27 protein-coding genes and 1 riboswitch are annotated in these 24,590 nt (G+C 71.9%); of the genes, 14 read left to right on the plus strand and 13 right to left on the minus strand.

Features of this window, described 5'->3' with window-relative positions; all coding sequences use genetic code 11:
- Positions 1-187 precede the first annotated feature (187 nt).
- Positions 188-1,132, plus strand: a complete 945-nt coding sequence (panE, locus tag C7456_RS16205) for a 2-dehydropantoate 2-reductase (RefSeq protein ID WP_109724845.1) — start codon at positions 188-190, stop codon at positions 1,130-1,132.
- A gap of 1 nt (position 1,133) precedes the next feature.
- Here the strand turns inward: panE and C7456_RS16210 are convergent, their stop codons facing one another.
- The 4 genes from C7456_RS16210 to crcB all read right to left on the minus strand — a co-directional run bounded on the left by C7456_RS16210 (position 1,134) and on the right by crcB (position 4,095).
- Positions 1,134-1,847, minus strand: coding sequence for a class I SAM-dependent methyltransferase (locus tag C7456_RS16210; protein ID WP_109724846.1), 714 nt, complete (start codon positions 1,845-1,847; stop codon positions 1,134-1,136).
- Between the two features lie 230 nt (positions 1,848-2,077).
- A complete protein-coding gene (gene cfa / locus C7456_RS16215) occupies positions 2,078-3,196 on the minus strand; it encodes a cyclopropane fatty acyl phospholipid synthase (RefSeq protein ID WP_109724847.1) in 1,119 nt (372 codons plus the stop codon).
- A gap of 83 nt (positions 3,197-3,279) precedes the next feature.
- Positions 3,280-3,600, minus strand: coding sequence for a DUF190 domain-containing protein (locus tag C7456_RS16220; protein ID WP_109724848.1), 321 nt, complete (start codon positions 3,598-3,600; stop codon positions 3,280-3,282).
- 108 nt (positions 3,601-3,708) lie between these two features.
- The gene (gene crcB / locus C7456_RS16225) at positions 3,709-4,095 is read right to left on the minus strand and encodes a fluoride efflux transporter CrcB (protein ID WP_109724849.1); all 387 of its coding nucleotides are present in this window, start codon (positions 4,093-4,095) and stop codon (positions 3,709-3,711) included.
- Positions 4,096-4,302: 207 nt separating this feature from the next.
- A riboswitch (Fluoride riboswitch) is annotated at positions 4,303-4,364 on the minus strand.
- Between the two features lie 77 nt (positions 4,365-4,441).
- On the opposite strand from crcB, the gene C7456_RS16230 reads away from it, so the two are divergent.
- Entirely contained in the window at positions 4,442-5,701 is a 1,260-nt protein-coding gene (locus C7456_RS16230; protein WP_109724850.1) for a multidrug effflux MFS transporter, read from the plus strand.
- 298 nt (positions 5,702-5,999) lie between these two features.
- On the plus strand, positions 6,000-6,425 hold the full coding sequence (locus tag C7456_RS17615) for a ChaB family protein (RefSeq protein WP_245889916.1): 426 nt from the start codon (positions 6,000-6,002) through the stop codon (positions 6,423-6,425).
- 32 nt (positions 6,426-6,457) lie between these two features.
- On the opposite strand, the gene C7456_RS16240 is transcribed toward C7456_RS17615, so the two are convergent.
- The 5 genes from C7456_RS16240 to C7456_RS16260 all read right to left on the minus strand — a co-directional run bounded on the left by C7456_RS16240 (position 6,458) and on the right by C7456_RS16260 (position 9,573).
- Positions 6,458-6,904, minus strand: a complete 447-nt coding sequence (locus tag C7456_RS16240; RefSeq protein ID WP_109724851.1) for a hypothetical protein — start codon at positions 6,902-6,904, stop codon at positions 6,458-6,460.
- Positions 6,905-7,045: 141 nt separating this feature from the next.
- Positions 7,046-7,321, minus strand: a complete 276-nt coding sequence (minE, locus tag C7456_RS16245; protein ID WP_109724852.1) for a cell division topological specificity factor MinE — start codon at positions 7,319-7,321, stop codon at positions 7,046-7,048.
- 5 nt (positions 7,322-7,326) lie between these two features.
- Positions 7,327-8,142 carry a septum site-determining protein MinD gene (minD, locus tag C7456_RS16250; RefSeq protein WP_109724853.1) on the minus strand — a complete coding sequence of 272 codons (816 nt, stop codon included), beginning with the start codon at positions 8,140-8,142 and terminating at the stop codon, positions 7,327-7,329.
- A 43-nt stretch (positions 8,143-8,185) separates the two neighbouring features.
- The gene (gene minC, locus C7456_RS16255; RefSeq protein WP_109724854.1) at positions 8,186-8,956 is read right to left on the minus strand and encodes a septum site-determining protein MinC; all 771 of its coding nucleotides are present in this window, start codon (positions 8,954-8,956) and stop codon (positions 8,186-8,188) included.
- Positions 8,953-9,573 (minus strand): GNAT family N-acetyltransferase, encoded by a 621-nt coding sequence (locus tag C7456_RS16260; RefSeq protein ID WP_109724855.1) that lies wholly within the window; start codon positions 9,571-9,573, stop codon positions 8,953-8,955. Before C7456_RS16260 ends, minC begins: the two co-directional genes overlap by 4 nt.
- 204 nt (positions 9,574-9,777) lie before the next feature.
- Between C7456_RS16260 and C7456_RS16265 the strand changes: the two genes are divergently transcribed.
- The 7 genes from C7456_RS16265 (at position 9,778) to C7456_RS16295 (ending at position 18,023) form a co-directional block, all read left to right on the plus strand.
- Positions 9,778-11,004, plus strand: a complete 1,227-nt coding sequence (locus C7456_RS16265; protein ID WP_109724856.1) for a sensor histidine kinase — start codon at positions 9,778-9,780, stop codon at positions 11,002-11,004.
- A gap of 115 nt (positions 11,005-11,119) precedes the next feature.
- Positions 11,120-11,761 carry a response regulator gene (locus C7456_RS16270; RefSeq protein ID WP_109724857.1) on the plus strand — a complete coding sequence of 214 codons (642 nt, stop codon included), beginning with the start codon at positions 11,120-11,122 and terminating at the stop codon, positions 11,759-11,761.
- Between the two features lie 219 nt (positions 11,762-11,980).
- On the plus strand, positions 11,981-13,339 hold the full coding sequence (locus tag C7456_RS16275; protein ID WP_109724858.1) for an SRPBCC family protein: 1,359 nt from the start codon (positions 11,981-11,983) through the stop codon (positions 13,337-13,339).
- 162 nt (positions 13,340-13,501) lie between these two features.
- Positions 13,502-14,440: an ABC transporter ATP-binding protein gene (locus C7456_RS16280; protein ID WP_109724859.1), complete on the plus strand. Its 939-nt coding sequence runs from the start codon at positions 13,502-13,504 to the stop codon at positions 14,438-14,440.
- The gene (locus C7456_RS16285; RefSeq protein WP_109724860.1) at positions 14,437-15,171 is read left to right on the plus strand and encodes an ABC transporter permease subunit; all 735 of its coding nucleotides are present in this window, start codon (positions 14,437-14,439) and stop codon (positions 15,169-15,171) included. The genes C7456_RS16280 and C7456_RS16285 overlap by 4 nt, the downstream gene beginning before the upstream one ends.
- Before the next feature lies 1 nt (position 15,172).
- Entirely contained in the window at positions 15,173-17,071 is a 1,899-nt protein-coding gene (locus C7456_RS16290) for a GldG family protein (RefSeq protein WP_109724861.1), read from the plus strand.
- Between the two features lie 94 nt (positions 17,072-17,165).
- Positions 17,166-18,023, plus strand: coding sequence for a cytochrome c oxidase assembly protein (locus tag C7456_RS16295; RefSeq protein ID WP_109724871.1), 858 nt, complete (start codon positions 17,166-17,168; stop codon positions 18,021-18,023).
- 19 nt (positions 18,024-18,042) lie between these two features.
- Here C7456_RS16295 and C7456_RS16300 read toward each other — a convergent pair whose 3' ends face one another.
- Together C7456_RS16300 and C7456_RS16305 are read right to left on the minus strand one after the other, a co-directional pair.
- Positions 18,043-18,540: a copper chaperone PCu(A)C gene (locus C7456_RS16300; RefSeq protein ID WP_109724862.1), complete on the minus strand. Its 498-nt coding sequence runs from the start codon at positions 18,538-18,540 to the stop codon at positions 18,043-18,045.
- Positions 18,537-19,175 carry an SCO family protein gene (locus C7456_RS16305; RefSeq protein WP_109724863.1) on the minus strand — a complete coding sequence of 213 codons (639 nt, stop codon included), beginning with the start codon at positions 19,173-19,175 and terminating at the stop codon, positions 18,537-18,539. The genes C7456_RS16300 and C7456_RS16305 overlap by 4 nt, the downstream gene beginning before the upstream one ends.
- A 61-nt stretch (positions 19,176-19,236) precedes the next feature.
- Between C7456_RS16305 and C7456_RS16310 the strand changes: the two genes are divergently transcribed.
- Together C7456_RS16310 and C7456_RS16315 are read left to right on the plus strand one after the other, a co-directional pair.
- Complete coding sequence (locus C7456_RS16310) at positions 19,237-19,611, plus strand: DUF423 domain-containing protein (protein WP_109724864.1); 375 nt, start codon at positions 19,237-19,239, stop codon at positions 19,609-19,611.
- Positions 19,612-19,663: 52 nt separating this feature from the next.
- Positions 19,664-20,044, plus strand: coding sequence for a hypothetical protein (locus tag C7456_RS16315; protein ID WP_109724865.1), 381 nt, complete (start codon positions 19,664-19,666; stop codon positions 20,042-20,044).
- 5 nt (positions 20,045-20,049) lie between these two features.
- On the opposite strand, the gene C7456_RS16320 is transcribed toward C7456_RS16315, so the two are convergent.
- A complete protein-coding gene (locus C7456_RS16320) occupies positions 20,050-20,235 on the minus strand; it encodes a type II toxin-antitoxin system antitoxin (protein WP_109724866.1) in 186 nt (61 codons plus the stop codon).
- 88 nt (positions 20,236-20,323) lie between these two features.
- Entirely contained in the window at positions 20,324-21,193 is an 870-nt protein-coding gene (locus C7456_RS16325) for an SPFH domain-containing protein (protein WP_109724867.1), read from the minus strand.
- A gap of 116 nt (positions 21,194-21,309) precedes the next feature.
- Between C7456_RS16325 and purT the strand changes: the two genes are divergently transcribed.
- Together purT and C7456_RS16335 are read left to right on the plus strand one after the other, a co-directional pair.
- Entirely contained in the window at positions 21,310-22,491 is a 1,182-nt protein-coding gene (purT, locus tag C7456_RS16330; RefSeq protein ID WP_109724868.1) for a formate-dependent phosphoribosylglycinamide formyltransferase, read from the plus strand.
- 165 nt (positions 22,492-22,656) lie between these two features.
- Positions 22,657-24,153 carry an FMN-binding glutamate synthase family protein gene (locus C7456_RS16335; RefSeq protein ID WP_109724869.1) on the plus strand — a complete coding sequence of 499 codons (1,497 nt, stop codon included), beginning with the start codon at positions 22,657-22,659 and terminating at the stop codon, positions 24,151-24,153.
- The last annotated feature ends 437 nt before the right edge of the window (positions 24,154-24,590 follow it).

Here is a 24,590-nt window from a genome sequence, read left to right on the forward strand (position 1 = left end):
CCACTACAACTGCCACCGTCCGCACAGCGCACTTGGTGGTCAGACACCCATGGCTCGACTGACGCTTGATCAAAACAACCTATTGAAGCTCCACACCTAGCGCCGGCTTCGCCCAAGGTCGAAGCCGGGCCGCGCGGGGCCGGGCGCTACACTTGCCGGCACGCGACATGCTCCGAGGGCAACGACGATGCGCATCCTGGTGCTCGGCGCCGGCGGTACCGGCGGCTACTTCGGCGGGCGGCTGGCGCAGGCGGGGCTCGACGTCACCTTCCTGGTGCGCCCGGCGCGCGCGGCGCAGCTGGCGGCCGACGGCCTGGTGATCCGCAGCCCGCTGGGCGACGCGCGCTTCCCGGTGCGCCACGCCACGGCGGAGCAGCTGCCCGCGCTGGCCGCCGCGCGGCCGTTCGAGCTGGTGCTGCTGAGCTGCAAGGCCTACGACCTGGACGATTCGATCGAGGCGATCGCCCCGGCGATGGGCGAGGGCACCGCGGTGCTGCCCATCCTCAACGGCCTGCGCCACTACGCCGCGCTCGACGCGCGCTTCGGCGCGGGCCGCGTGCTGGGCGGGCTGTGCTTCATCAGCGCGACCAGGAACGCGCGCGGCGAGGTGCTGCACCTGGGCAAGCCCGCCTCGGTGACCTTCGGCGAGCGCGCGGGCGAGCCGTACAGCGCGCGCTGCCGCGCCATCGACGCCGCCTTCGCCGCGGCGAAGGTGGACCACCTGCTCGCCGAGCGCATCCAGCAGGAGCTGTGGACCAAGTTCGCCTTCCTCGCCGCGCTGGCCGTCGGCACCTGCCTGATGCGCGCCGCGGTGGGCGACGTCGTCGCCGCCGACGGCGGGCGCGACTTCATGGAGCGGCTCTACCGCGAGTGCCTGGCGGTGGCCGCCGCCGACGGCTGGCCGGTGCCGGAGGAGGCGCAGCGGCGCGCGCTGGAGACGCTGACCCAGCCCGGCTCGCCGCTCACCGCCTCGATGCTGCGCGACCTGGAGGCCGGCCAGCGCATCGAGGGCGCGCACATCGTCGGCGACCTGCTGCGCCGCGCGCGGGCCGCCGGCCTGCCGTCGCCGCTGCTGGCGCTGGCCTGGTGCCACCTGCAGGCCTACGAGCTGCGCCGCCGCCGGGACGGCTGAATCAGCCCGGCCTGCTGCCGCGCACGATCCACACCGGCGGGAACATCAGCGGGACCGGCCACGAGCGGCGCACCTGCAGGCCCTGGCGGCGCAGCGCGCGTGCGTAGGCGCCGGTGTGCAGGAAGTCGAGCAGGGCCAGCCGGCCGCCGGGCCGGAGCACGCGCGCGATCTCGCGCAGCGCCTGCTCGCGGTCCGCGGCGCCGGGCAGGTTGTGGATGGCCAGGCTGGAGACGACCACGTCGAAGCTGGCGTCGGGGTAGGGCATGGCGCGCATGTCGCCGGTGTCGATGCGCACGCGCCCGCGCAGGCCGGCCAGCTCGGCGTTGCGCGCGGTCGCCGCGGCGGCGTTGCCGGACTGGTCGCGCGTGCTCCACAGGTCCAGCCCGGTGGCGCGGCCGCGCGGCAGCCGCCGCGCCGCTTCCAGCAACAGCATGCCGCGGCCGCAGCCGACGTCGAGCAGCTGCTCGTCGCCGCGCAGCGCCAGGCGGCGGACCATGCGGCGCAGGGCCCATGGCTTGCCGCAACGGCTGCTGGCCAGCATCAGCAGGCCGCTCAGGCCCATCGACAGGCCGGGGCCGAGGCCCAGCCCGGCGAGCTCCGGCCGCCCCAGCGCCGCCAGGAGCAGGCCGGCGGCCGCCAGGCCGAGGCCGAGCAGCGCGAGGGCGAGCACCACGCCGGGCGCGTCGATGCCGAACCGCGGTCGTGCCTGTGCCATGCCGGCCTCTTCCGTCGTGTCGAGGGCGGCATTCTTGGCCGCGGCGGCGCCGGGATCGAGTGACAGGCGTCAGTCGCCACGCATGACGCGGCGGCGGGTGGCGCTCGGCCGCCGGCCTCGGCGAGGCGCTCGGGCGCGGCCAGCGCCTCGCCGGGGTCGGCGGTGACGGCGCGGGTGTCGATGCCGGCTTCGTGCGCCCACATGCCGGGACGCCCCCCGTTCCGGCCGGCTCAGCGCGGCACGCGGTAGCCGCCGGGCACGCCGTGCGGGCTCAGGGTGAGCTGCCAGAGCTGGTCGCGGCGGCTGCGGAACACCGCGGCGGACACGGCCAGGTAGAAGTGCCACATGCGGCGGAAGCGCTCGTCGTAGCGCGCGCTCAGCGCCGGCCAGGCGGCGTCGAAGTTGGCGCGCCAGGCGGTGAGCGTCAGGTCGTAGTCGGCGCCGAAGTTGTGCCAGTCCTCGACCACGAACAGGCCCTCCAGCGCGGCCGTGACCTGGCTCGCCGCGGGGATCATCGAGTTGGGGAAGATGTATTTCTCGATCCACGGGTCCGGCCGCGCGCCGGCCTCGTTGGTGCCGATGCTGTGCAGCAGGAACAGACCCTGCGGATCGAGGCAGCGGCGCACCGTCTCGAAGTAGGTGCGGTAGTTGCGGCTGCCCACGTGCTCGAACATGCCGATGGAGAACACCGCGTCGAAGCGCTCGTCCAGCTCGCGGTAGTCCTGCAGGCGGATCTCGACCGGCAGGCCGGCGCACAGTTCGCGCGCGAACTCGGCCTGCTCCTTCGACACGGTGATGCCGACGCCGGCGACGCCGTAGCGCTCGGCGGCGAACTTCAGCGCCTCGCCCCAGCCGCAGCCGATGTCCAGCACGCGCATGCCGGGCTTCAGCCGCAGCTTGCGGCAGACCAGGTCGAGCTTGGCCTCCTGCGCGTCGTCGAGGTTGCCGGCCTGCGCCCAGTAGCCGCAGGAGTACACCAGCCGCTTGCCGAGCATGGCCCGGAACAGGTCGTTGCCCAGGTCGTAGTGCGCCCGGCCGACCTCCCAGGCGTGCTCGCCGCGCTGCAGGTTGACGAAGCGCGCCTTCAGGTGCGCCAGCAGGGTGTCGAGCGTGCGCAGCTCCTGGTCCAGGTGCGAGGACAGCAGGCGGGTGAACATGCCGGGCAGGTCCGCGCAGTCCCACCAGCCGTCCATGTAGGCCTCGCCCAGGCCCAGCGAGCCGTGCGCGAACACGCGCGCGTACAGGCGCTGGTCGTGCACGCGCAGGTCGGTGGGGGCGTCGCCGTCGATGTGGATGCCCGCGTGGGCGAGCAGGGCTTCGGCCCGGGTGCGCAGCGAGTCGGCGTTCATGGGGCTCCTTGTCGCGGTGATCCCGCGCGATCCTAGCAAGAGCGCCGCGGCGGTGCCGCCGGCGCGCCGCGCGGACGCGCGCCTCAGTCCTGGCCCAGCACGCCGAACTCGGCGGGGAAGCGCGCCCAGAACAGCGGCGCGCGTTCGGCGCGCACCAGCTCCAGCAGCGCCTGCGCCTCCGGCTCGTCGACGATGAACTCCACCAGCACGGTCTGCTCGCCGGCCAGCTCGAAGAAGTGCGCCTCGTGCATCTGGCCGTGGCGGCCGTAGCCGGCGACCGCCTTGAAGGCGGAGGCGCCGTGCACCTGGCGCTTCCTGGCCGCCTCCAGCAGCCACTCGTACAGCAGCATGCCGTTGTGCTTCTGGTTCTCGTGCATGTAGAAGCGCAGCGAATAGCCTTTCATCGTGACTCCTTTCCAGGGCGGCGCATGGGCGCGCGCGCCGTTGCCGGTTGGCCGGCGTGTGCGGAAAGCGCGCGCCGCCGGCCGCGGCCGCGCGCCCCTCCGCGCGGCTCAGTGCCGAAACACGCCGCGGGCCAGGAAGATGCCCAGCAGCGTCAGGCTCAGGGTGCCCACCAGGTGGGCCAGCACGTGGACGCCGAACCAGAAGTACTGCTGCCGCAGGAGCAGGGTGTTGGCTTCGGCGGAGAACGTGGAAAACGTGGTGAGTCCCCCGAGGAACCCGGTCAGCGCGAACAGGCGCATGGCCACGGGCAGGGCCTGGAAGTGCTCGAACACGCCCATCAGGCAGCCCATCAGGATGCCGCCGATCAGGTTGGCCGCCAGCGTGCCGAGTGGCAGGGTGGGGAAGACCGGGTTGAGCAGGATGCCGAGTATCCAGCGCAGCCAGCAGCCCAGCAGGCCGCCCAGGCCCACGGCGATGAATCCGCTGAAGTTCACGTCGGGGAGCCTCCTGTCGGCAGTGGGAGCGGCGGCGCGGCGGCCGCGCCGCCGCGGTCGGGCAAGCATAGCCGCGCCGCACGGCGCCGGTAGGGGCGGCGGGCGCGGGTGGAGACGGGGAACAGACGCATCCGGCTTCCTTGTGGCTGATGCGCGGCGGCAGGCAGCTGGCGGCGCCAACGAAAATGCCTGGCCGTCCGCGGGGGACTTGGACCAGGCATCATCAGCCTTGCGGCGGTTCGGGGAGGAATGCCATCTCCCATCGATCACGGCATCCTAGCGCATCCGCGGGCGGCGCCGTCAAGCGCACCGCTATACTGGCCGCCGCTTCCCCGCCCCGGCCGCCATGACCCACGAACCCCGCCCCGCGCGGCGCAGCCTGCCGTGGCTGCTGGCCGCGCTGTCGATGATCGGCCCGTTCTCGATCGACGCGGTGTTCCCGGCGTTCCCGCTGATCGGCGCGCGCTTCGCGGTGGACGCGGCGGCGCTGCAGCAGCTGGTCAGCGTGTACCTGCTCACCTACGCGGTGATGAGCCTGTTCCACGGCGCGATCTCCGACGCGGCCGGGCGCAGGCCGGTGATCGTGGGCGGCATGCTGGTCTACGCGCTGGCCTCGGGCGGCGCGGCGCTGGCCGGCTCGTTCGGCATGCTGCTGGCCTGCCGCGCGCTGCAGGGCGCCTGCGCCGGCGCGGGCCTGGTGGTGGGCCGCGCGGTGGTGCGCGACACCTACGACGGCGCCGAGGCGCAGCGGCTGATGTCGCGGGTGATGATGATCTTCGGCGTGGCGCCGGTGATCGCGCCGATGGTCGGCGCGCAGCTGCTGCGGCTGGGCGGCTGGCACGGCATCTTCTGGGTGCTGCTGGGCTTCTCCGCGCTGCTGGCGCTGCTGCTGCAGGCGCTGCTGGCCGAGAGCCATCCGCCGCCGCGGCGCACGCCGTTCTCGCCGCGGCGCCTGCTGGCCGGCTATCTGGCCTTCGGGCGCGACCGGCCGTTCTGGCCGCTGCTGGTGTCCTGCTCGGTGAACTTCGCCGCGCTGTTCCTCTACATCGCCTCGGCGCCGCGCATCGTGCGCGAGCTGCTGGGTCTGTCGGCGCAGGGCTTTCCCTGGCTGTTCCTGCCGGTGGTGACGGGGCTGGTCGGCGGCGCCTGGCTGTCCGGCCGGCTGGCCGGGCGGCGCGGCGTGCGCTTCACGGTGAACCTGGGCTACGCCGCGATGGGGCTGGCCTGCGCGCTGCACCTGGCGGCGGCGTGGCTGTTCCCGCGCGGCGCGCTGCCGTGGTCGATGCTGCCGCTGATGCTGCAGGGCGTGGGCGTGCAGCTGGCCTTCCCGACGCTGACCCTGCTGCTGCTCGACCGCTTCCCCGCGCAGCGCGGCGGCGCCTCGGCGGTGCAGGCCTTCGCCAGCCTGCTGCTCAACGCGGCGGTGGCGGGCGTGCTGTCGCCGCTGCTGTCGGGACGCATGCTGCCGCTGGCGTGCGGCGCCACGGTGCTCACCGCGCTCGGCGCGCTGGCCTGGCGGCGTTACCTGCGGCTCCCGCACCGGCTGCCGGCGCAGCCGATGCCGCGCGACACCGCGCTGCAGGCGGAGATCGTCGAGCCGCACTGAGCGCGCCGCACCCGCCCGGCCGCGACCGGCAGGCGCGGCTGAATCGCGTGAACCTGATCCGCTATCGCCACGGGCTGGCGCCGTCGTCGGACCTGTACGTGGCCTCCGGCCGCGGCGGCTAAGAGCCTGTTCACGATCTCCAAGTATCCCCCCATGAAACGTCATCCCAGCGAAAGCTGGGATCCAGCGGCGTTGACTTTTCCAGCAGGGAAAGTCACTGGGTTCCTGCTTTCGCAGGAATGACGGAGAGGGAATAGCCGAGCCGGACCGACGGTAGATCGTGAACAGGCTCTAAGCGATGGATCCGTTCTTCCGCGGCGCGGGCGACCGGTTCGGCCGCAGCTTCGCGCTGCGCGACAGCGACCCGCTGCTGGTGAAGCTGGCCTACCGCTTCGAGATCGGAGGACCGCCGCGCGCGGTGACGGCGTCTCGACGGGCACTTGACCCGCGATCGCGCATGCTGGCCCGGCCGATCCGGCGACCGAGGGACGCTGCCATGCCGTACGCCCGCACCGACGATCTCCCCGAGAGCGTGCGCCGGCACCTGCCGCCGCACGCGCAGTCGATCTACCTGGAGGCCTTCAACCATGCCTGGGAGGAGTACGCCGATCCCGCCGCGCGCCGCGGCGACGCCTCGCGCGAGGAGACGGCGCACCGGGTGGCCTGGGCCGCGGTGAAGCAGGAGTACGAGAAGGCCGCCGACGGCAGCTGGCGGCGCAAGTAAGCGCGCGCCGTTCCGATGCGGGCGGGCCGCGGCTAGGGCAGGCCGCGCGCGGCGAGGAAGGCGTGCGCCTCGGCGGCGTCGCGCTCGAACCACGCCTGCGCCGAGCCGAGCCGGAACGAATAGCCCCAGGCGTCCATGTCCGCCATCAGCCGCGCGCGGCCCACGCCGGGCAGCTCGTCCGCCAGCAGGATCTGCAGGACGCAGGTGGCGTCCTCCTCCTCGATCGAGTCGGTGGCGTCGGTGTGCACCGCCGCGCGCCGCTCGGGCGGCAGCACGATCAGGTGGCAGGCCTCGTGCAGCAGCGAGTGCACCGGCGTGTCGGCGCGCGCGTAGACGGTGGTGCCGATGATGCCGGCCTCGTCGTCGCCCCAGTAGCTGCCGGGGATGGGCTCGCCGTCGGGCACGCGCGCCAGCGCGAGCCCGTAGCGGGCGAGCAGCGCGGCCGGGGCCTGGAAGCCGGTGTCGGCCAGGCGCAGCACGGCGGGCGGGGCGGGGAAGGCGGGGGGGCTCAATGTCGGAGGATTCGACGATTCGGCGCAGCTGCATCTTGGCCGTCATTCCGGCGCAGCGCCTGTCCCGGGTCAGGTCCGGGGCAGGCTCTGCGCCGGAATGGCGAGTTCTCAGCCGGCCGGCGTGGCGGCCGGCTTGCCGTCGGGCAGCGCCACCGACAGCTCCAGCACCTCGTGGCCGCTGTCGCGCTCGACGTTGATGTTGATCGCCTCGAGGTCGACGTTGACGTACTTGCGGATCACCTCGAGCAGCTCGTTGCGCAGCAGCGGCAGGTAGTCCGGCGCGCCGCGGGTGGAGCGCTCCTGCGCCACGATGATGCGCAGGCGCTCCTTGGCGACCACGGCGCTGGGCTCGGGCTTGCGCTTGAGGAAATCGAGAATGCCCATCGCGGTCAGCCTCCGAATACGCGCTGGAAGAAGCCTTTCTTGGGTGCGTCGACGAAGCGCAGCGGCCGTTCCTCGCCGAGCAGGCGCGCCACGGTGTCGCGGTAGGCCTGGCCGGCGTTGGAGTTCTCGTCCAGGATCACCGGCACGCCGGCGTTGGAGGCGGCCAGCACGTTCTCCGACTCGGGGATCACGCCGATCACCGACAGGCCGAGGATTTCCTCCACGTCCTTCACGCTGAGCATCTCGCCGATCGCCACGCGCGCGGGGTTGTAGCGGGTCAGCAGCAGGTGCTGGGCGACCGCGCCGTCGCCGCGCTCGGCGCGGCGGGTCTTGCTGGCCAGGAGGCCCAGGATGCGGTCGGAGTCGCGCACCGAGGACACCTCCGGGTTGACCACCACCACCGCGTGGTCGGCGAAGTACATCGCCAGGTGCGCGCCCTTCTCGATGCCGGCCGGGGAGTCGCACACGATGTAGTCGAAGCCGTCCTTGGACAGCTCGTCGAGCACCTTCTCCACGCCTTCCTGGGTCAGCGCGTCCTTGTCGCGGGTCTGGCTGGCGGCGAGCACGTGGAGGTTCTCGTGGCGCTTGTCCTTGATCAGCGCCTGCTTCACCGTGGCCTCGCCGTGGATCACGTTGACGAAGTCGTACACCACGCGCCGCTCGCAACCCATGATGAGGTCGAGGTTGCGCAGGCCGACGTCGAAGTCGATCACCGCGACCTTCTTGCCGGCCATGGCCAGGCCGGTGGCGAGCGAGGCGCTGGTGGTGGTCTTGCCAACGCCGCCTTTGCCGGAGGTGACAACGATAATCTCAGCAGTCAAGGGCCCATCTCCCGAATATCTGTGTTGTTGTAATGGCCGTTCGTCAGAGCCTGGCGACCAGCAGTTTTTCCCCGTCCAGCCAGCATTGCACGGGCTGGCCCTCCAGGTCCCTGGGTATCTGTTCGAACACGCGGTAGTGGCCGGCGATGGCCACCAGCTCGGCGCGGAAGTCCGACACGTAGATGCGCGCGCCGGCGTCGCCCTGCGCGCCGGCCATGGCGCGCCCGCGCAGGCAGCCGTACACGTGGATCGAGCCGTCGGCGATCACCTCGGCGCCGTTGGCGATGGCGCCGGTGACCACCAGGTCGCGCTCGCGCGCGTAGACCTGCTGGCCCGAGCGCACCGCGCCGTCGTGGTGCTGCGCGCCCAGCGGCGCGGGGGCCGGCGCCGGTGCGGGCTCGCGCGTGGCCGCGCGCGGGGCGGGCGCCGGCGCGGGTGCGGGTGCGGGCGGGGCGATGCTGCCGCCGTCGGCCGGCTCGTAGGCGGCGCGGAACTTGGCGATCAGCGGCAGGCCCATGCGCCTGGCCAGCGCCTCGGTGGCGCTGGTGCCGTAGGCCAGGCCCACCGGCAGCATGCCGGCGCTGCGCACCGCCTCCAGCAGGGCGTCGACCGTGCCGTCGTCGGGCAGGTCGAGGAAATGCGACAGGTCCAGCACCACCGCGGCGCGGGAGAACAGCTGCGGCGCCGCGCGCACGCGGCGCTCCAGTTCCTCGCACAGCGCGGCGGCGTCGGCGCGGCGCACGCGCACGCTGGCGATGCCGACCTGGCCGAAGCGCAGGTCGCAGACGTCGTTGGCTTCCATCTTCGCGTTCACGGGCGCCGCTCTCCGGCGAGGCGGCGCGGGTGGGTATCGGGTGACCGGGGGCGCTCGCGCTCGGCCAGCCACGGCTCGGCGGGCAGGCCGCCGCGCTCCAGGTAGGTCTCGCGCACGTAGGCGTAGCTGGGCAGGTCCTTGGCCAGCAGGCTGACCTGCGGGCCGTCCGCGGCCATGCGCTGCTGGCCGACCTCCTGGAAGCCGTAGGTGCCGTGGAACAGCACCACCACGTCGTCGCGCGGCTCCAGGAACACCTCGCAGGTGAGCAGCGGCACGCGCACCTCGGCGAAGCTGGTGACGTCGCAGTAGAACACGCGGCCGAGGCCGTGGCGGCGGTAGGCGTTGGCGATCACGATGCGGTCGATGTACACGAACGCAGGGTAGTGCGCGCTGAACCAGCGGTAGTTGGCGCTGCCGTAGTCGGCGCCGTCGCGCAGGGCGACCAGGAAGCCGGCGATGTGCCCGTCGATCTCGGCCACGCGGAAATAGTCGGCGTGCTCGTAGAAATAGCGCAGCTGCGCGGCGTCCAGGGCGAGGATGGAACGGCCGGCGGTGTTGTTGAGCGCCAGGACGGCATCCAGATCGTGCTCGCGCACGTCGCGGATGGCTAGGGCCATTCGTTGCTCCGCAATGGTGGGTTCGGGACCAGGACCGACGGACGGCCCGACGCGGCGCATTATGGCATGCGGCCGGAAGCCGCACATCCCGCGCATGCGGTTGTAAAGCCTTTGTAAATCCGCGGGGAGGCATGCCTTCCGGCACGGGGGGACGGATGACTTCCCGCGCATTGCGGGGACGGCCGGCTCGCCTATGATGCGGGCATGACGTCCGGCACGATCTCCAACCACACGCGCCTGCTGCGCATGACCGGCTTCTTCGCCTACCTGTGCTCGGGCACGCCGCTGATCACCAACTGGGCCGCCGAGCGGCTGGACCAGCTGCAGCGCCCCAACTTCGCGCTGCTGCTGTGGACGCTGTTCTACCTGCTGTTCGGCGTGCTCTACCTGGCGCTGACCAACAACCTGGGCTCGCGCCGCTACCTGGGCACCAAGCTGGCCGGCCTGGTGGCGATGACGGTGTGCTCGCTGGCGGTGGGCTGGTACAGCCACAGCGGCCTGTCGGCGATCCTGATCGTGGTGTCCGCGGTGGTGCTGCCCTGGCTGGTGCCGCTGTGGCCGGCGGTGCTGTGGCTGGTGCTGTCCAACCTGGCGCTGGCGCCGATCTTCGCCAGCTTCCCGGAGTACAACTACAGCATGCTGCTGGCGCTGATGCAGACCAGCATCTACATCGGCTTCGCCGCGATCGCCTTCGTCGCCTCGCTGGTGGCCAGCCAGCAGGCCGAGCAGCGCGAGGCGCAGCGCCGGCTCAACTCGGAGCTGCGCGCCACCCGTGCGCTGCTGGCCGAGTCCACCCGCATCGCCGAGCGCATGCGCATCGCGCGCGAGCTGCACGACCTGGTCGGCCACCACCTGACCGCGCTCAGCCTCAACCTGGAGGTGGCCAGCCACCTCACCAACGAGGCCGCCGCCGAGCACGTGCGCAAGGCGCAGGACACCGCGCGGCACCTCCTGTCGGACGTGCGCGAGGCGGTCAGCGAGCTGCGCCAGGACGACGCCATCGACCTGACCCAGGCGCTGCGCAGCCTGATCGAGGGCGTGCCCAGCCTGGCCGTGCACGTGGAGACGCCGCCGCGCTTCAGCGTGGAGGACCCGCGCCGCGCCCAGGTGCTGCTGCGCTGCGCGCAGGAGATCATCACCAACACCGCGCGCCATGCCGGCGCGCGCAACCTGTGGCTGGCCTTCTCCCACGACGAGCCGGGCGTGCTGTGCCTGCAGGCGCGCGACGACGGCCGCGGCGCGCCGCACTTCCAGCCGGGCAACGGGCTGTCGGGCATGCGCGAGCGCCTGCAGGAGTTCGGCGGCAGCGTGGCGGTCGACCGCGGCGCCGCGCAGGGCTTCGCGCTCGCCGTGCGGCTGCCGCTGGGCGAGACGCCGGCGCTGGCGCACGCGCCCTCGCGCGCCGAGCCGCCCGCGCTGAGCCTGTCATGAGCCCCGCCGCGGCGTTCCTGTCGCCGCGCCCGGCGGGCGTGCCAGAATGGGCGGCGCCCGTGCCCGCGCGGGCCGCCCGGACGCCTTCGTGCCAATACCGTATCGAGGAACCGCGATGATCTCCGTCTGTCTCGTCGACGACCAGAACCTGGTGCGCCAGGGCATCCGCTCGCTGCTCGGCCTGGCCGAGGACATCCAGGTGGTGGCCGAGTGCGCCGACGGCGCGCAGGCGGTGGCCGACATCCCGCGCATCAGGCCGGACGTGGTGCTGCTGGACCTGCGCATGCCCAACATGAGCGGGCTGGAGGTGCTGCAGGCGCTGTCCGCGCGCAACGAGCTGCCGCCGACCATCATCCTGACCACCTTCGACGACGACCAGCTGGTGCTGCAGGGCCTGAAGGCCGGCGCGCGCGGCTACCTGCTCAAGGACGTCTCGCTGGAGCAACTGGTGGAGGCGGTGCGCACCGTCGCCGCCGGCGGCTCGCTGGTGGCGCCGATGGTCACCCAGCGCCTGCTGGCCGGGGTGGGGCGGATGCAGAACCAGTTCACCAGCCTGGAGCAGCCCGACCCGCTGACCGAGCGCGAGACCGAGATCCTGCGCCTGCTGTCCGGCGGCTACTCCAACAAGGAGATCGCCAACTCGCTGAAGGTGGCCGAGGGCACGGTGAAGAACCACGTCTCCAACATCCTCTCCAAGCTGGGCGTGCGCGACCGCACCCGCGCCGTGCTGAAGGCGCTGGAGCTGGGCATCGTCTGAGCGGGGAAGGGTCTTTTGGCCGCCCGGACGGCCCCGGCGGGCGCCCCGGGGCCCTGTTGCGCAGCGGATAGCGTTCCAGCCCGCGAGCAAGTACCATCCGGGGCTTCGGTCTTGGCCGACCCACATGGCGCGATCCTCCGGGGGCTTTCCGCCCGCGGCCCATGAGGCGACGGCGAACCCTCAAGCGCTGCGTTGCGAACGCTCTGGAGAACCCTGGTAATGATGCGTGTTCTTGAATTCATTGTGGCCCTGATCATCGTCGCCGTGGTCGGCGTCGTGGTGGGTTTCGTCATGCCCGGCAGCGGCCATGTGGAACGGTCGCTGGTCATCGGCAAGGACATGCGTCAGGTCTATGACGTGCTCAACAACTTCCAGCGCTTCCAGGACTACACCGTCCTGCGCAGCTACGACCCGAAGACCCAGTTCACCCCGTCCGGCAAGACCTACGGCCCCGGCGCCGAGATCAGCTGGACCAGCAGCGACAGCGACGCCAAGGCCGGCAGCGGCAAGCTGACCATCGCCAGCGCGGAGCCCAGCTTCGACAAGATCGACAGCACCGCCAAGACCGCCAAGATCGTCTGGAACCTGGACAACGACTGGCGCGGCCAGGACAAGCACTTCACCTTCGACCTGGAGCGCCAGGGCAGCCGCGGCCAGCTGACCAAGGTCACCTGGTCGTACGACGTGGCCTACGGCTTCAACCTGATCAACCGCTACTCCAACCTGTACATCCACGGCAACCCGGATGCCTTCATCCAGTTCAGCCTGAACAACCTGCAGAACGTGCTGGCGACGGTGCCGAACATCGACTACGGCAAGCTGATCCCGTACATCCGCCAGACCCAGCCGACCCCGGCGCTGCTGGTGTCCACCCAGATCGCCCGCAAGGACGGCCTGGCCGCGCTGGACGACGCCACCGCCACCGCGGTCAAGCAGCTGCAGGAGGCGGCCAAGAAGCTGGGCGTGAACGTGACCGGCCCGCGCATCATCTTCACCACCAACTACGGCGACCAGAACTACACCTTCGACGTGGCGCTGCCGATCGACGCCACCAGCCTGACCGTGGCCGGCCAGAGCCACGAGCTGACCGCGCCGCAGCCGCCCAAGCTGGAGGACGCCGCCCCGGCCGAGGCCAGCTCCAGCGCCGACGCCGCCAAGAGCGCCGAGACGGCCGCCCCGGGCAGCCTGGACCGCTTCGGCCGCCTGGTGGTGGACGCCAACGTGCGCGCCGCGCTGGTCTTCGGCGGCCCCGCGCTGGAGGCCCCGTGGAGCGGCACCGCCGCCGGCGTGCCGCAGACCCGCGACATGCTCAAGGCCTACGCGCAGACCCACGGCTACAAGTACGACGAGGTCACCCAGCGCCTGTACGACATCCAGGTGGCGGAAGGCGACAACGTCAACACCTTCTCCAAGTTCGAGGTCTACCTGCCGCTCACCGGCAACGTGCCGGAGCAGACGCCGGAGCAGGAGGCGAACATCCCGCAGCCGTCGCTCGAGGCGGCGCCGGCCTCGTCCTCCTCGGCGCCGGCCCCGGCCGGCTCCGTCGCCGCGCCGGCCGAGGCCAGCAGCGCGCACTGAGCGGAAGCCCTCCGCGGCACGAACCGGACCCTGCCCGCGCCGCGGGCGGGGTTTTTTCTTGTCCGCGCGGCGGGATGCGCGGATGCGGACGCCGCCGCGCTTCACCGCACGGGCGATTGCGGCTACTGTCCTTGTCCGCATGAGCCCTCGCCGCCCCGAGCCATGATCGAGACCGACCAGCTGACCCGCCGCTACGGCAGCCTGACCGCCGTGGACGGGCTGACCATCCGCGCCGAGCCGGGCCAGGTGCTGGGCCTGCTGGGCCCCAACGGCGCGGGCAAGACCACCGCGATGCGCCTGATCGCCGGCTTCCTCGCGCCGACCTCGGGCACGGCGCGGGTGTGCGGGCACGACGTGGTGCGCGAGCCGCTGGCGGCGCGGCGCGCGCTGGGCTACCTGCCGGAGGGCGCGCCCAGCTACGGCGAGATGACGGTGCGCGAGTTCCTGGTGTTCATCGGCCGCATGCGCGGGCTGGCGCCGGAGGTGGGCCGCCAGCGCTTCGACCAGGTGGTCTCGCGGCTGCAGCTGGAGGACGTGCTGGAGCAGTGCATCGACACCCTGTCCAAGGGCCTGCGCCGCCGCGTGGGCCTGGCGCAGGCGATCCTGCACGATCCGCCGGTGCTGATGCTGGACGAGCCCACCGACGGCCTGGACCCCAACCAGAAGCACGCGGTGCGCCAGCTGATCGACGCGATGGCGCGCGAGCGCACCATCCTGATCTCCACCCACCTGCTGGAGGAGGTGCACGCGCTGTGCAACCGGGTGGTGATCATCGCCCGCGGCCGGCTGCTGGCCGACGCCACGCCGGCCGAGCTGGAGGCGCGCTCGCGCTACCACGGCGCGGTGTCCTTCAGCGCGCCCGGCAGCGGGCTCTCGCAGGAGATGCTGGGGCGCCTGCCGCAGGTGACGGCGATCGAGGTGGACCCGCTGGACGGCCGCGTCACGGTGTTCCCCAGGCCGGGCGAGCGCATCCTGGAGCCGGTGGAGAACCTGCTGCGCCAGCAGGGGCTGGAGGTGTCGGAGATCCAGCTCGAGCGCGGCCGGCTGGACGAGGTGTTCCGCCAGATCACCCTGGGCGACGGCGCGGAGGGGCGCGCATGAGCCCGACCCTGGCGATCATGCGGCGCGAGCTGCGCAGCTATTTCGTGACCTCGCTGGCCTGGGTGTTCCTGGTGATCTTCCTGGTGCTGGCCGGCCTGCTCACGTTCTACGCCGGCGACTTCTACGAGCGCGGACTGGCCGACCTGCAGCCGTTCTTCGCGGTGCACCCGTGGCTGTACCTGATCCTGGTGCCGGCGGTGAGCATGCGCATGTGGCCGGAGGAGGCGCGCGACGGCACGCAGGAGCTGCTGCTGACGCTGCCGGTGACGCTGCGCCAGGCCATGCTGGGCAAGTTCCTCGCCGCCTGGCTGTTCCTCGGGCTGGCGCTGGCGCTGACCTTCCCGCTGTGGATCACCGTGAACTACCTGGGCTCGCCCGACAACGGCGTGATCCTGGCCGGCTACCTGGGCAGCTGGCTGATGGCCGGCGCCTTCGTCTCGATCGGCGCCTGCCTGTCCACCCTCACGCGCAGCCAGGTGGTGGCCTTCATCCTCACCGCGCTGGTGTGCGTGCTGCTGATCCTGGCCGGCCAGCCGCAGGTGCTGGACTTCTTCCAGGGCACGCTGCCGCGCCGGCTGGTCAACGGCGTCGCGCACCTGTCGATGCTGCGCCACTTCGAGGCGATCTCGCGCGGCGTGCTCGACCTGCGCGACCTGATCTACTTCCTGCTCACCATCCTGGCCTGGCTGGCGGGCGGGGTGCTGATCCTCGAACTGAAGCGGACCCGCTGAGATGCTCCGCCCGAACCTGCGCCGCCGCTCCGCCCTGTCGCTCGCGCTGGTCCTGCTGGCGCTGGCCTACGTCACGCTCACCGTGGCCAGCAGCCGCTGGCTGCGCATCGGGCGGGTGGACCTCACCGCCGACCAGCTCTACACGCTCACCCCCGGCACGCTGCAGATCGTCGACGGGCTGCGCCACCCGCTGCGGCTGACGCTGTACTTCTCCGAGCACGCCACCCGCGACCTGCCGCAGCTGCGCAGCTACGAGCAGCGCGTGCGCGAGATGCTGCTGGAGATGGTGGCGCGCTCGCGCGGGAAGATCCACCTGCAGCTGGTCGACCCGGTGCCGTATTCCGACGACGAGGCCAGCGCCGAGGGCGGCGGCCTGGCGCCGACCAACGGCGGCAGCAACGGCGAGCGGGCGTTCTTCGGCCTGATCGGCGCCACGCTGCCGGCGCAGGGGCGCGACGGCGAGGAGGCGCGCGCGCCCGGGCGCGGCGTGGAGCGCACGCTGTCGATCCCGTTCTTCGATCCGTCGCGCGAGACCTTCCTCGAGTACGACCTCGCCAAGCTGCTGTACGAGCTGGACCAGTCCAGCAAGCCGCGCGTGGGCGTCATCAGCTCGCTGCCGGTGCAGGGCAACGCGGCGATCGGCGAGCCGCCGTGGACGGCGCTGGAGCAGCTGGCGCAGCAGTTCGAGCTGCGGCCGATCGATCCGGCCGGCCTCAAGCGCGTCGGCGACGACGTGCAGGTGCTGCTGCTGGTCCATCCCAAGCGGCTCCCCGCCGACGCGCTCTACGCGATCGACCAGTTCGTGCTGCGCGGCGGCCGGCTGGCCGTGTTCGTCGATCCCGACGCCGAGCTGGACAACGCGCCCTACGTGGACGGCAACGGGGTGACCGACGACCACGACTCGGACCTGCCGCGCCTGTTCGCCGCCTGGGGCGTGGCCTACGACCCGGCGATGGTGGTGCTGGACCGCTCGCGCGCGCTGCAGATCGAGCTGGGCGGCAACAACCTCACCCATCCGGCGATGCTCGGCCTGGGGCCGCAGGAGCTCAACCGCAACGACGCGGTCACCGCCAGCCTGCAGCGCATCAACGTCTCCACCGCCGGCAGCTTCGACCTGCGCCCGGACGCACGCAGCCGGCTGCTGCCGCTCCTGCAGAGCAGCAGCGAGGCCGAGCGGGTGCCGGTGCAGCGGGTGCTGGAGACGGCCAGCGACCCCGGCACGCTGCTGCAGGGCTACCGCGCCGACGACACCCACCACGTCCTCGCCGCGCGCCTGCGCGGCCAGTTCGACAGCGCCTTCCCCGAGCGCGCCGCGCTGCCGGGGCACCTGGCGCGCTCGGCGCCGAACGCCGAGGTGGTGCTGGTCGCCGACACCGACCTGCTCAGCGACCGCCTGTGGGTGGAGGCGCAGAGCTTCCTCGGCCAGCAGACGCTGAGCGCGTTCGCCAACAACGGCGACTTCCTCACCAACCTGGTCGACAACCTGAGCGGGTCCTCCGCGCTGCTGTCGATCCGCAGCCGCTCCGCCTCGCTGCGCCCGTTCACCCGCGTGCAGGCGCTGCAGGCGGCGGCGGACCGCAAGTTCCTGCAGAAGAAGCTGGAGCTGGAGCGCGAGCTGGCCGAGACGCGCCGGCGGCTGGACGAGCTGCAGCAGGGCAAGGCCGGGCACAGCAGCGCCAGCAGCGCGGCGCAGCGCGACGAGATCGAGCAGTTCCAGCAGCGGCGGCTGGCGATCAACAACGAGCTGCGCGACGTGCAGCACCAGCTCAACGCGGAGATCGACGCGCTCGGCCTGCGCCTGAAGGTGATCAACATCGTGCTGATGCCGGCGCTGGTGACCCTGGTCGGGCTGGTCTTCGGCTGGCGGCGCACGCGGCGCAGCCGGCGGCGGCCGGCATAGCCGTGCCGGCGGCAATCTGCCGCATGCGGCCTGCGCCGCGCCGCCTGCCGCTATGCTGGCCGGCTGCGGGCGCCGGCCCGCGCGGAGCGTGAGGATGATGGCGTCGTTGCTGAAGTGGGTCGTGCCGTGGGAGTTCTCGTGGGTCTTCCTCGGGCTCTTCCTGGCCGCCTGCGCGCTGTACTGGCGCGGCTGCCGGCGCCTTGCGGTGGGCGGCGGCCGCCGGCTGGCGTTCTGGACCGGCATGGCGGTGATCTACCTCAGCCTGCACACCTACCTGGATTTCTACGCCGAGCACGAGTTCTTCGTGCACCGCATCCAGCAGCTGCTGCTGCACCACCTGGCGCCGCTGCTGATCGTCGCCTCGTACCCGGGCACGGTGCTGCGCGCCGGCCTGCCGCTCGCCTGGCGGGTGCGGCTGCTGCGGCCGCTGCAGCGCTCGTGGCCCTGGCGCGCCGCGGCCGGCGTGCTGCTCAACCCGACCGTGGCGACGCTGCTGTTCGTCGCCTTCATCCTGGTCTGGCTGGTGCCGTCGCTGCAGACGCTGGCGATGCTGGACTGGCGCGTCTACCGCTTCATGAACTGGTCGATGCTGGCCAGCGGCTTCGCCTACTGGTGGCTGGTGCTGGACCACCGCCCGCGCCCGCCGGGGCGGATGACGGTGGGCCTGCGCGTGCTGTCGCCGGGCATCACCATGACGCCGCAGATCCTGGCCGGCGCCATCGTCACCTTTTCCAAGACCGACCTCTACCCGATCTTCGAGATCTGCGGCCGCGCGTTCACCTTCAACGTGCTGACCGGCCAGTTGATCGGCGGCGTGATCATCTGGGTGCCGGCGGCGATGATCGAGTCGGCCGGCGCGCTGCTGGCGCTGCGCAACTGGCTGCGGCTGTCGCGCAACGGCCGCCTGCGCCGCGCGCCGCGGCATCCCGCGCGCGTGGCGCAGGCGGGCTGAGGCGGCGCCACGCGGCCGCTCAGCGGTCGTGCCCGCCGTGCTCCATCGGCATGGCCTCGTCCGCGCCGGTGGCGTTGGCCGGGCGCGCGGCGAAGTCGACCGCGAGCGTGCTGCCGTCGGCGAAGCGCAGGCTGAGCGGCACGCGCTCGCCCGGCTTCACCGGCGCGACCGCGTGCATCAGCATCAGGTGGTAGCCGCCGGGCGCCAGCTCGACCTTGCCGTGCGCGGGCACCACTAGGCTGTCGACCATCGCCATGCGGCTCATGCCGCCCTCGCCGCTGCTCCGGTGCAGCATCACCGAGCCGTAGCGCGGGCTGGTCGCGCCGCGCAGGGTGGCCGGCTGGTCGCCGTCGTTGCTCAGCACGACGTAGCCGCCGGCCGGCAGGTCGCCGGGCAGCACGCGGATCCACGCCTGGCCGGCGCGCACGTGCGCCGCCTCGGAGGCGCGGGCGCCGGCGGCGGCGAGCACGCCGGCCAGCAGGACGGGCAGGGAACGGAGGACGGAGCGCGGATTCATGGGGCGTCTCCCAGGCTGAGCAGCAGGTGCAGGTCGTGGACGAGGTCGTCCTGCGGGTTGGCCGGCGTGGCCAGCAGGCGCGCCTTGCCGTCGCGGTCGAAGATGTAGATGGCCGAGCTGTGGCTGACCTCGTACTGGCCGTCGCCGCGGTCCGGCTCGCGCGTGAAGGCGGAGCGGTAGCGCTTGCTCAGCGCCTCGATGGCGCGCGGCGTGCCGGACAGGCCCACCGCGCGCGGGTCGAAGGCGTTCACGTAGGCGTGCATCACCTCCGGCGTGTCGCGCGCCGGGTCGACGCTGACGAACAGGATGCGCGCGCCGTCGGCGAGCGGCCCCAGCCGCTGCATCACCACGTGCAGCTGCGCCAGGGTGAGCGGGCACACGTCCGGGCAGTGCGTGTAGCCGAAGTACAGCAGCACCACCTTGCCGCGGTAGTCCCGGCCGGTGACCGCCCTGCCGTGGTCGTCGACCAGGTTGAAGTCGAGGTCGGGCATGTGCCCGCCGACGTCGGTCAGCCGCCACGGGACGGCCTCGCCGCGCTGGCAGGCGGCCAGCGGCAGCAGCGCGGCGAGCAGCGCGAGCAGCGCCAGCAGGCGGGCCGGGCGGCGCGGCTTCGTGCGAGAATCGGTGCGGATCATCCCGCCAGCATACGACATGCGGCGAGCCGTCCGGCTCCGCCGTCCCGAGGAGCGGCCCGCCATGCGACAAAATGCCTCCATCGGCGCCCTGGTCGGCCTGGCCGGCGCCAGCGCGGTGCTGCTCGGCGCGTTCGGCGCGCACGCGCTGGAGGGCGTGCTGGACGCGCGCGGCCGCGAGCTGTGGCGCACCGCGACGGCCTACCACTTCTGGCACGCGCTGGCGCTGGCGATCGCGTCGTTCGCGCCGGCCGGACGCGCGCGCCGCTGCGCGCTGCTGGGGTTCGGGCTCGGCATCGTGCTGTTCGGCGGCAGCCTGTACGCGCTGGCGCTGGGCGCGCCGCGCTGGTGCGGAGCGGTCACGCCGCTGGGCGGCCTCGCCTTCGTCGCCGGCTGGATCGCGCTGGGCCTTTCGCTGCGCGCCCGCGCGCCCGCTTGACGCGCGTCATCGCCGTGTCACGGCCGCGGAGGATCATCGCGGCATGGCTGGCATGCGCGACACGACCAAACCTTTCCACTGGGTGCACGCGGCGGGCGTGCTGGTCGCGTTGGCCGGAATCGGCATCGTGGTGTCCATGGGGCAGGGCGGCGCGTCCGACGATGCGGCTTCCGCGGAAAATCCCCTGATCCACTGGCGCGACGCCGGCCATGACTGGCTGGTGGTGCTCGAGCGCGACGCCGGCGAGGTGGCGGTCTACGACGCCGCCGACGGTCGGCCGCTGCGGCGGCTGGGCGCCGCGCAGGGCGTGGCCGGCGCCGAGCGGATGGTGCGGGAAGGTCCGTGGCTGGTGCTGCTCGGCCGCGAGGGCGGCGACGTGCGCTGGATCAACCTGGCGCAGCAGGTGCAGGCCGGCGCGCTGGCCGCGCGCTGAGCGGATCAGTCCCCGTCGTCCTCCACCGGGCTGGGCTTGCCCGGCTTGAGCCGGCCGGCCTTGCGCAGCGCGTCGCGCAGCACGTACTCGATCTGCGCGTTGAGGCTGCGCAGCTCGTCCTCCGACCAGCGCTGCATGGCTTCCAGCACGGCGGCGCTGATGCGCAGCGGGTAGGCCTTCTTTTCCGCCATGCGCTAGGCCCGGCCGGGACGACGGCATGCGGCCGCCACGATGGCGGCGGCCGGGTCGACGTGGCCGGCGGCGCGCACGGCGGCGGCCTCAGCCGTACAGCGTGCCGGCGTTGACCACCGGCTGGGTGCTGCGGTCGCCGCACAGCACGACCAGCAGGTTGCTCACCATCGCCGCCTTGCGCTCCTCGTCCAGCTCCACCACGCCGCGCCGGCTGAGCTGGTCCAGCGCCATCTCCACCATGCTCACCGCGCCCTCGACGATGCGCGTGCGCGCGGCGATGATCGCGCCGGCCTGCTGGCGCTGCAGCATCGCCTGGGCGATCTCCTGCGCGTAGGCGAGGTGGCTGATGCGCGCCTCGATCACCTGCACGCCGGCCTTCTCCAGCCGCGCCTGGATCTCGTCGCGCAGGTGGTTGTTGATCGTCTCGCCGTGGCTGCGCAGCGAGGGCTTGCCGTCGTCGTGGGCGTCGTAGGGATAGCTCTGCGCCATCTGCCGCAGCGCCGACTCGCTCTGGATGTGCACGAAGTTCTCGTAGTCGTCCACCTGGAACACCGCCTCGGCGGTGTCCAGCACCTGCCACACGATCACCGCGCCGATCTCGATCGGGTTGCCGTCGCTGTCGTTGACCTTGAGCTTGCCGCTCTCGAAGTTGCGCACGCGCAGCGAGATGCGCCGCTTGCTGTAGAACGGGTTGGTCCAGCGCAGCCCCTCCTCGCGCACGGTGCCGGCGTAGCGGCCGAACAGCTGCATCACCTGGCCCTCGTTCGGGGCGACCTGGAAGAAGCCCTTGAGCAGGAACATCGTGAGCGCCCACAGCGCGATGCCGCCGATCGCGGGCGCGCCGGCCGGCGGCGCGGCCATCGCGTGCACGAACAGCGCCGTGCCGGCCGCCGCCAGCAGCAGACAGACGCCGATGAAGGGAATCCCGGCGATCGAAAAACCTTGGCGTTCGTTCATGGCTTTCTCCCCTAGTGGCGGAAGAATGAGATATCAAAATGATATCTATGTCAATGGCCGGCCGGTGCATGGCTCCGCGGTCCTACAATGACGGTTTGCCCACCCAGGAGAACCCGATGAAGCCGTTCGGCACGCCCCGATCCGACCATGCGTTGCGCGTGCTGCTGCTGGGTTCCGGCGAGCTGGGCAAGGAGGTGGCGATCGAGCTGCAGCGCCTGGCGGTGGAGGTGGTGGCGGCGGACCGCTACGCCGACGCGCCGGCGATGCAGGTGGCGCACCGCAGCCACGTGATCGACATGCTCGACGGCGCCGCGCTGCGCCGGCTGATCGAGGCCGAGCGGCCCGACCTGGTGGTGCCGGAGGTCGAGGCGATCCACACGCCCACCCTGGTCGAGCTGGAGAAGCAAGGGCTGCGGGTGATCCCCACCGCGCGCGCCGCCTGGCTCACCATGGACCGCGAGGGCATCCGCCGCCTCGCCGCCGAGGAGCTGGGCCTGCCCACCTCGCCGTACCGCTTCTGCGGCAGCGCGGACGAATACCGCGAGGCCGCCGCGGCGCTGGGCTTCCCGTTCGTGGTCAAGCCGGTGATGAGTTCCTCCGGCAAGGGCCAGAGCGTGGTGCGCGACGCCGCTGGCGTGCAGGCGGCGTGGGACTACGCGCAGTCCGGCGGCCGCGCGGGGCAGGGGCGGGTGATCGTCGAGGGCTTCGTCGACTTCGACTACGAGATCACCCTGCTCACCGTGCGCCACCGGGACGGCACCCGCTTCTGCGCGCCGATCGGCCACCGCCAGGAGGACGGCGACTACCGCGAGTCCTGGCAGCCGCAGCCGATGAGCGACAGGGCGCTGGCCGAGGCGCAGCGGCAGGCGGCGGCGATCACCGCCGCGCTGGGCGGCTGGGGCGTGTTCGGCGTGGAGTTCTTCGTCAAGGGCGATGCGGTGATCTTCTCCGAGGTGAGCCCGCGCCCGCACGACACCGGACTGGTCACGCTGATCTCGCAGGACCTGTCGGAGTTCGCGCTGCACGCGCGCGCGATCCTCGGCCTGCCGATCCCGGCGATCCGCCAGCTCGGACCGTCGGCCTCCTGCGCGGTGCTGGTGGAGGGGCAGGGCCGTGCGCCGCGCTACCATGGCGTGGCCGAGGCACTGGCCGAGCCCGACACGCAGCTGCGCATCTTCGGCAAGCCGGAAGTGAAGGGCCGCCGCCGCATGGCGGTGACGCTGGCGCGCGACGCGGACGTCGAAGCGGCCAAGGCCAAGGCGATCCGCGCGGCCGGCAAGCTGAAGATCGAGCTCTGACGCCGTTCCCTCTCCCCTCCGGGGAGGGGGCCAGGGTGAGGGGCGGGGCTTGCGACAAGCCTGCGCCCAGCATTTCGAATAGGGTAACGAAGGGCAAGATCGGCCCTCACCCCGACCCTCTCCCCGCGGGGGAGAGGGAGAAGAACGAGCGAGACGGAGGACGCAATGGGCTTCGCGCACTGGCTGGTCGTGTTGGTGGAAACCCTCGCGCTGCTGTTCCTGCTGCTGCTGGCGATCGGCATGCTGGTGCTGCTGGTCACCTGGTTCGTGGACCGCAACCAGACCGGCAACTCGGTGCTGCGCAACTTCCCGGTGATCGGCCACTTCCGCTACTGGTTCCTGCACCTGGGCGAGTTCTTCCGGCAGTACCTGTACTCCAGCGACCGCGAGGAGCTGCCGTTCAACCGCGCGCAGCGCGTGTGGGTGTACCGCGCGGCGAAGAACGCGGAGAACACCAACGCCTTCGGCTCCACCCGCGACCTGCGCGCCGAGGGCGTGCCGTTCTTCGTCAACGCGCCGTTCCCGGCGCTGGGCGACCACCACGTCGACCCCAGGCCGGTGCGGATCGGCCCCTACGCGCGCGAGCCCTACGACCACGCGGCGTTCTTCAACATCTCGGCGATGAGCTTCGGCGCGCTGTCGGCGCCGGCGGTGCGCGCGCTGTCGATCGGCGCGGCCAAGGCCGGCATCTGGCTGGATACCGGCGAGGGCGGCCTGGCGCCGTACCACCTGGAAGGCGGCTGCGACATCGTGTTCGAGATCGGCACCGCCAAGTACGGCGTGCGCACGCCCGACGGCAGGCTCGACGACCGGAAGCTGCTGGCGATCTGCGCGCACCCGCAGGTGAAGATGGTCAGCATCAAGCTCGGCCAGGGCGCCAAGCCCGGCATGGGCGGCCTGCTGCCGGCGGCCAAGGTGACGCCGGAGATCGCGGCGATCCGCGGCATCCCGGCGGGCGAGGACTCGCAGAGCCCCAACCGCCACCTCGACATCGGCAACGTGCGCGAGCTGCTCGACGCGATCGCGCACATCCGCGACCTCACCGGCAAGCCGACCGGCTTCAAGGCGGTGTTCGGCGGCATGGAGTGGATCGGGGAACTGTGCGACCTGGTGCACCAGCGCGGCATCGAGAGCGCGCCCGACTTCATCATCGTGGACGGTTCCGAGGGCGGCACCGGCGCCGCGCCGCAGACGCTGATGGAGGGCGTGGGCCTGCCGCTGCACGAGGCGCTGCCGGCGCTGGTGAACGTGCTGATCGAGCGCGGCCTGCGCGAGCGCGTCAAGGTGATCTGCTCGGGCAAGCGCATCACCGCCTACGACGTGGCCTGGGCGCTGTCGATGGGCGCGGACTTCGTCAACTCCGCGCGCGGCTTCATGCTGGCGCTGGGCTGCATCCAGTCGCTGCAGTGCAACCGCAACACCTGCCCCACCGGCATCACCACGCAGAACCCGCGCCTGCAGCGCGGCCTGGTGGTGGCCGACAAGAGCGAGCGGGTGGCCAACTACGCGCGCAACGTGATGCACGAGGTGGGCATCATCGCGCACAGCTGCGGCCTGGACGACCCGCGCCAGCTCGACCGCACGCACTGCCGCGTGGTGGGCGACGACGGCATCTCGGTGCCGCTGGTGAAGCTGTTTCCGTATCCGCGCAATGCGGGTTGACAATAGATTGATGCCATTCGCTGTTTGAGCCTGACAAGAAAAGCCGCGGCAGTTTCTGCCGCGGCTGTCTTAGGTCAGCGATCTACAAAAAATGATGCCAGCATGAGAACTATCGAGGCCAAACCGACCAGCTGAGCCGTATACCCGCGTGCATGATGGCCGCTTCGGAAATCTTTATATATGTGATTGAGCGGCTTCCGCGCTGAGGGGTTTGACACAAAGGCCAAGTCCCATGCAAAAAGCAGCATTCCACTCATCAATAATCCATGTGCAAGTGATGGAGAAACGATCATCACTATGATGCCAAATAGTCCGGATGCGGCAGCCCAGATGGTCCTGGATCGACATCCCCCCGCTTTCAGTAGCGGTCGGGTTTAGAGTCCGGGGTTGATCGTATCTGTGTTTGCCAGGTGCCGTGCATAGGCCGCTGGCGTCAT

It is taken from the genome of Fulvimonas soli (assembly GCF_003148905.1).
In the GTDB taxonomy this organism is placed as follows: Bacteria; Pseudomonadota; Gammaproteobacteria; order Xanthomonadales; family Rhodanobacteraceae; genus Fulvimonas; species Fulvimonas soli.

Excerpts from the sequence above, each read along its gene's own strand:
- panE (WP_109724845.1), top strand. The coding sequence starts at position 188 with ATGCGCATCCTGGTGCTCGGCGCCGGCGGTACCGGCGGCTACTTCGGC.
- C7456_RS16210 (WP_109724846.1), bottom strand. The coding sequence starts at position 1,847 with ATGGCACAGGCACGACCGCGGTTCGGCATCGACGCGCCCGGCGTGGTG.
- cfa (WP_109724847.1), bottom strand. The coding sequence starts at position 3,196 with ATGAACGCCGACTCGCTGCGCACCCGGGCCGAAGCCCTGCTCGCCCAC.
- C7456_RS16220 (WP_109724848.1), bottom strand. The coding sequence starts at position 3,600 with ATGAAAGGCTATTCGCTGCGCTTCTACATGCACGAGAACCAGAAGCAC.
- C7456_RS16230 (WP_109724850.1), top strand. The coding sequence starts at position 4,442 with ATGACCCACGAACCCCGCCCCGCGCGGCGCAGCCTGCCGTGGCTGCTG.
- C7456_RS17615 (WP_245889916.1), top strand. The coding sequence starts at position 6,000 with ATGGATCCGTTCTTCCGCGGCGCGGGCGACCGGTTCGGCCGCAGCTTC.
- minE (WP_109724852.1), bottom strand. The coding sequence starts at position 7,321 with ATGGGCATTCTCGATTTCCTCAAGCGCAAGCCCGAGCCCAGCGCCGTG.
- C7456_RS16260 (WP_109724855.1), bottom strand. The coding sequence starts at position 9,573 with ATGGCCCTAGCCATCCGCGACGTGCGCGAGCACGATCTGGATGCCGTC.
- C7456_RS16265 (WP_109724856.1), top strand. The coding sequence starts at position 9,778 with ATGACGTCCGGCACGATCTCCAACCACACGCGCCTGCTGCGCATGACC.
- C7456_RS16270 (WP_109724857.1), top strand. The coding sequence starts at position 11,120 with ATGATCTCCGTCTGTCTCGTCGACGACCAGAACCTGGTGCGCCAGGGC.
- C7456_RS16275 (WP_109724858.1), top strand. The coding sequence starts at position 11,981 with ATGATGCGTGTTCTTGAATTCATTGTGGCCCTGATCATCGTCGCCGTG.
- C7456_RS16280 (WP_109724859.1), top strand. The coding sequence starts at position 13,502 with ATGATCGAGACCGACCAGCTGACCCGCCGCTACGGCAGCCTGACCGCC.
- C7456_RS16285 (WP_109724860.1), top strand. The coding sequence starts at position 14,437 with ATGAGCCCGACCCTGGCGATCATGCGGCGCGAGCTGCGCAGCTATTTC.
- C7456_RS16290 (WP_109724861.1), top strand. The coding sequence starts at position 15,173 with ATGCTCCGCCCGAACCTGCGCCGCCGCTCCGCCCTGTCGCTCGCGCTG.
- C7456_RS16295 (WP_109724871.1), top strand. The coding sequence starts at position 17,166 with ATGATGGCGTCGTTGCTGAAGTGGGTCGTGCCGTGGGAGTTCTCGTGG.
- C7456_RS16300 (WP_109724862.1), bottom strand. The coding sequence starts at position 18,540 with ATGAATCCGCGCTCCGTCCTCCGTTCCCTGCCCGTCCTGCTGGCCGGC.
- C7456_RS16305 (WP_109724863.1), bottom strand. The coding sequence starts at position 19,175 with ATGATCCGCACCGATTCTCGCACGAAGCCGCGCCGCCCGGCCCGCCTG.
- C7456_RS16310 (WP_109724864.1), top strand. The coding sequence starts at position 19,237 with ATGCGACAAAATGCCTCCATCGGCGCCCTGGTCGGCCTGGCCGGCGCC.
- C7456_RS16315 (WP_109724865.1), top strand. The coding sequence starts at position 19,664 with ATGCGCGACACGACCAAACCTTTCCACTGGGTGCACGCGGCGGGCGTG.
- C7456_RS16320 (WP_109724866.1), bottom strand. The coding sequence starts at position 20,235 with ATGGCGGAAAAGAAGGCCTACCCGCTGCGCATCAGCGCCGCCGTGCTG.
- C7456_RS16325 (WP_109724867.1), bottom strand. The coding sequence starts at position 21,193 with ATGAACGAACGCCAAGGTTTTTCGATCGCCGGGATTCCCTTCATCGGC.
- purT (WP_109724868.1), top strand. The coding sequence starts at position 21,310 with ATGAAGCCGTTCGGCACGCCCCGATCCGACCATGCGTTGCGCGTGCTG.
- C7456_RS16335 (WP_109724869.1), top strand. The coding sequence starts at position 22,657 with ATGGGCTTCGCGCACTGGCTGGTCGTGTTGGTGGAAACCCTCGCGCTG.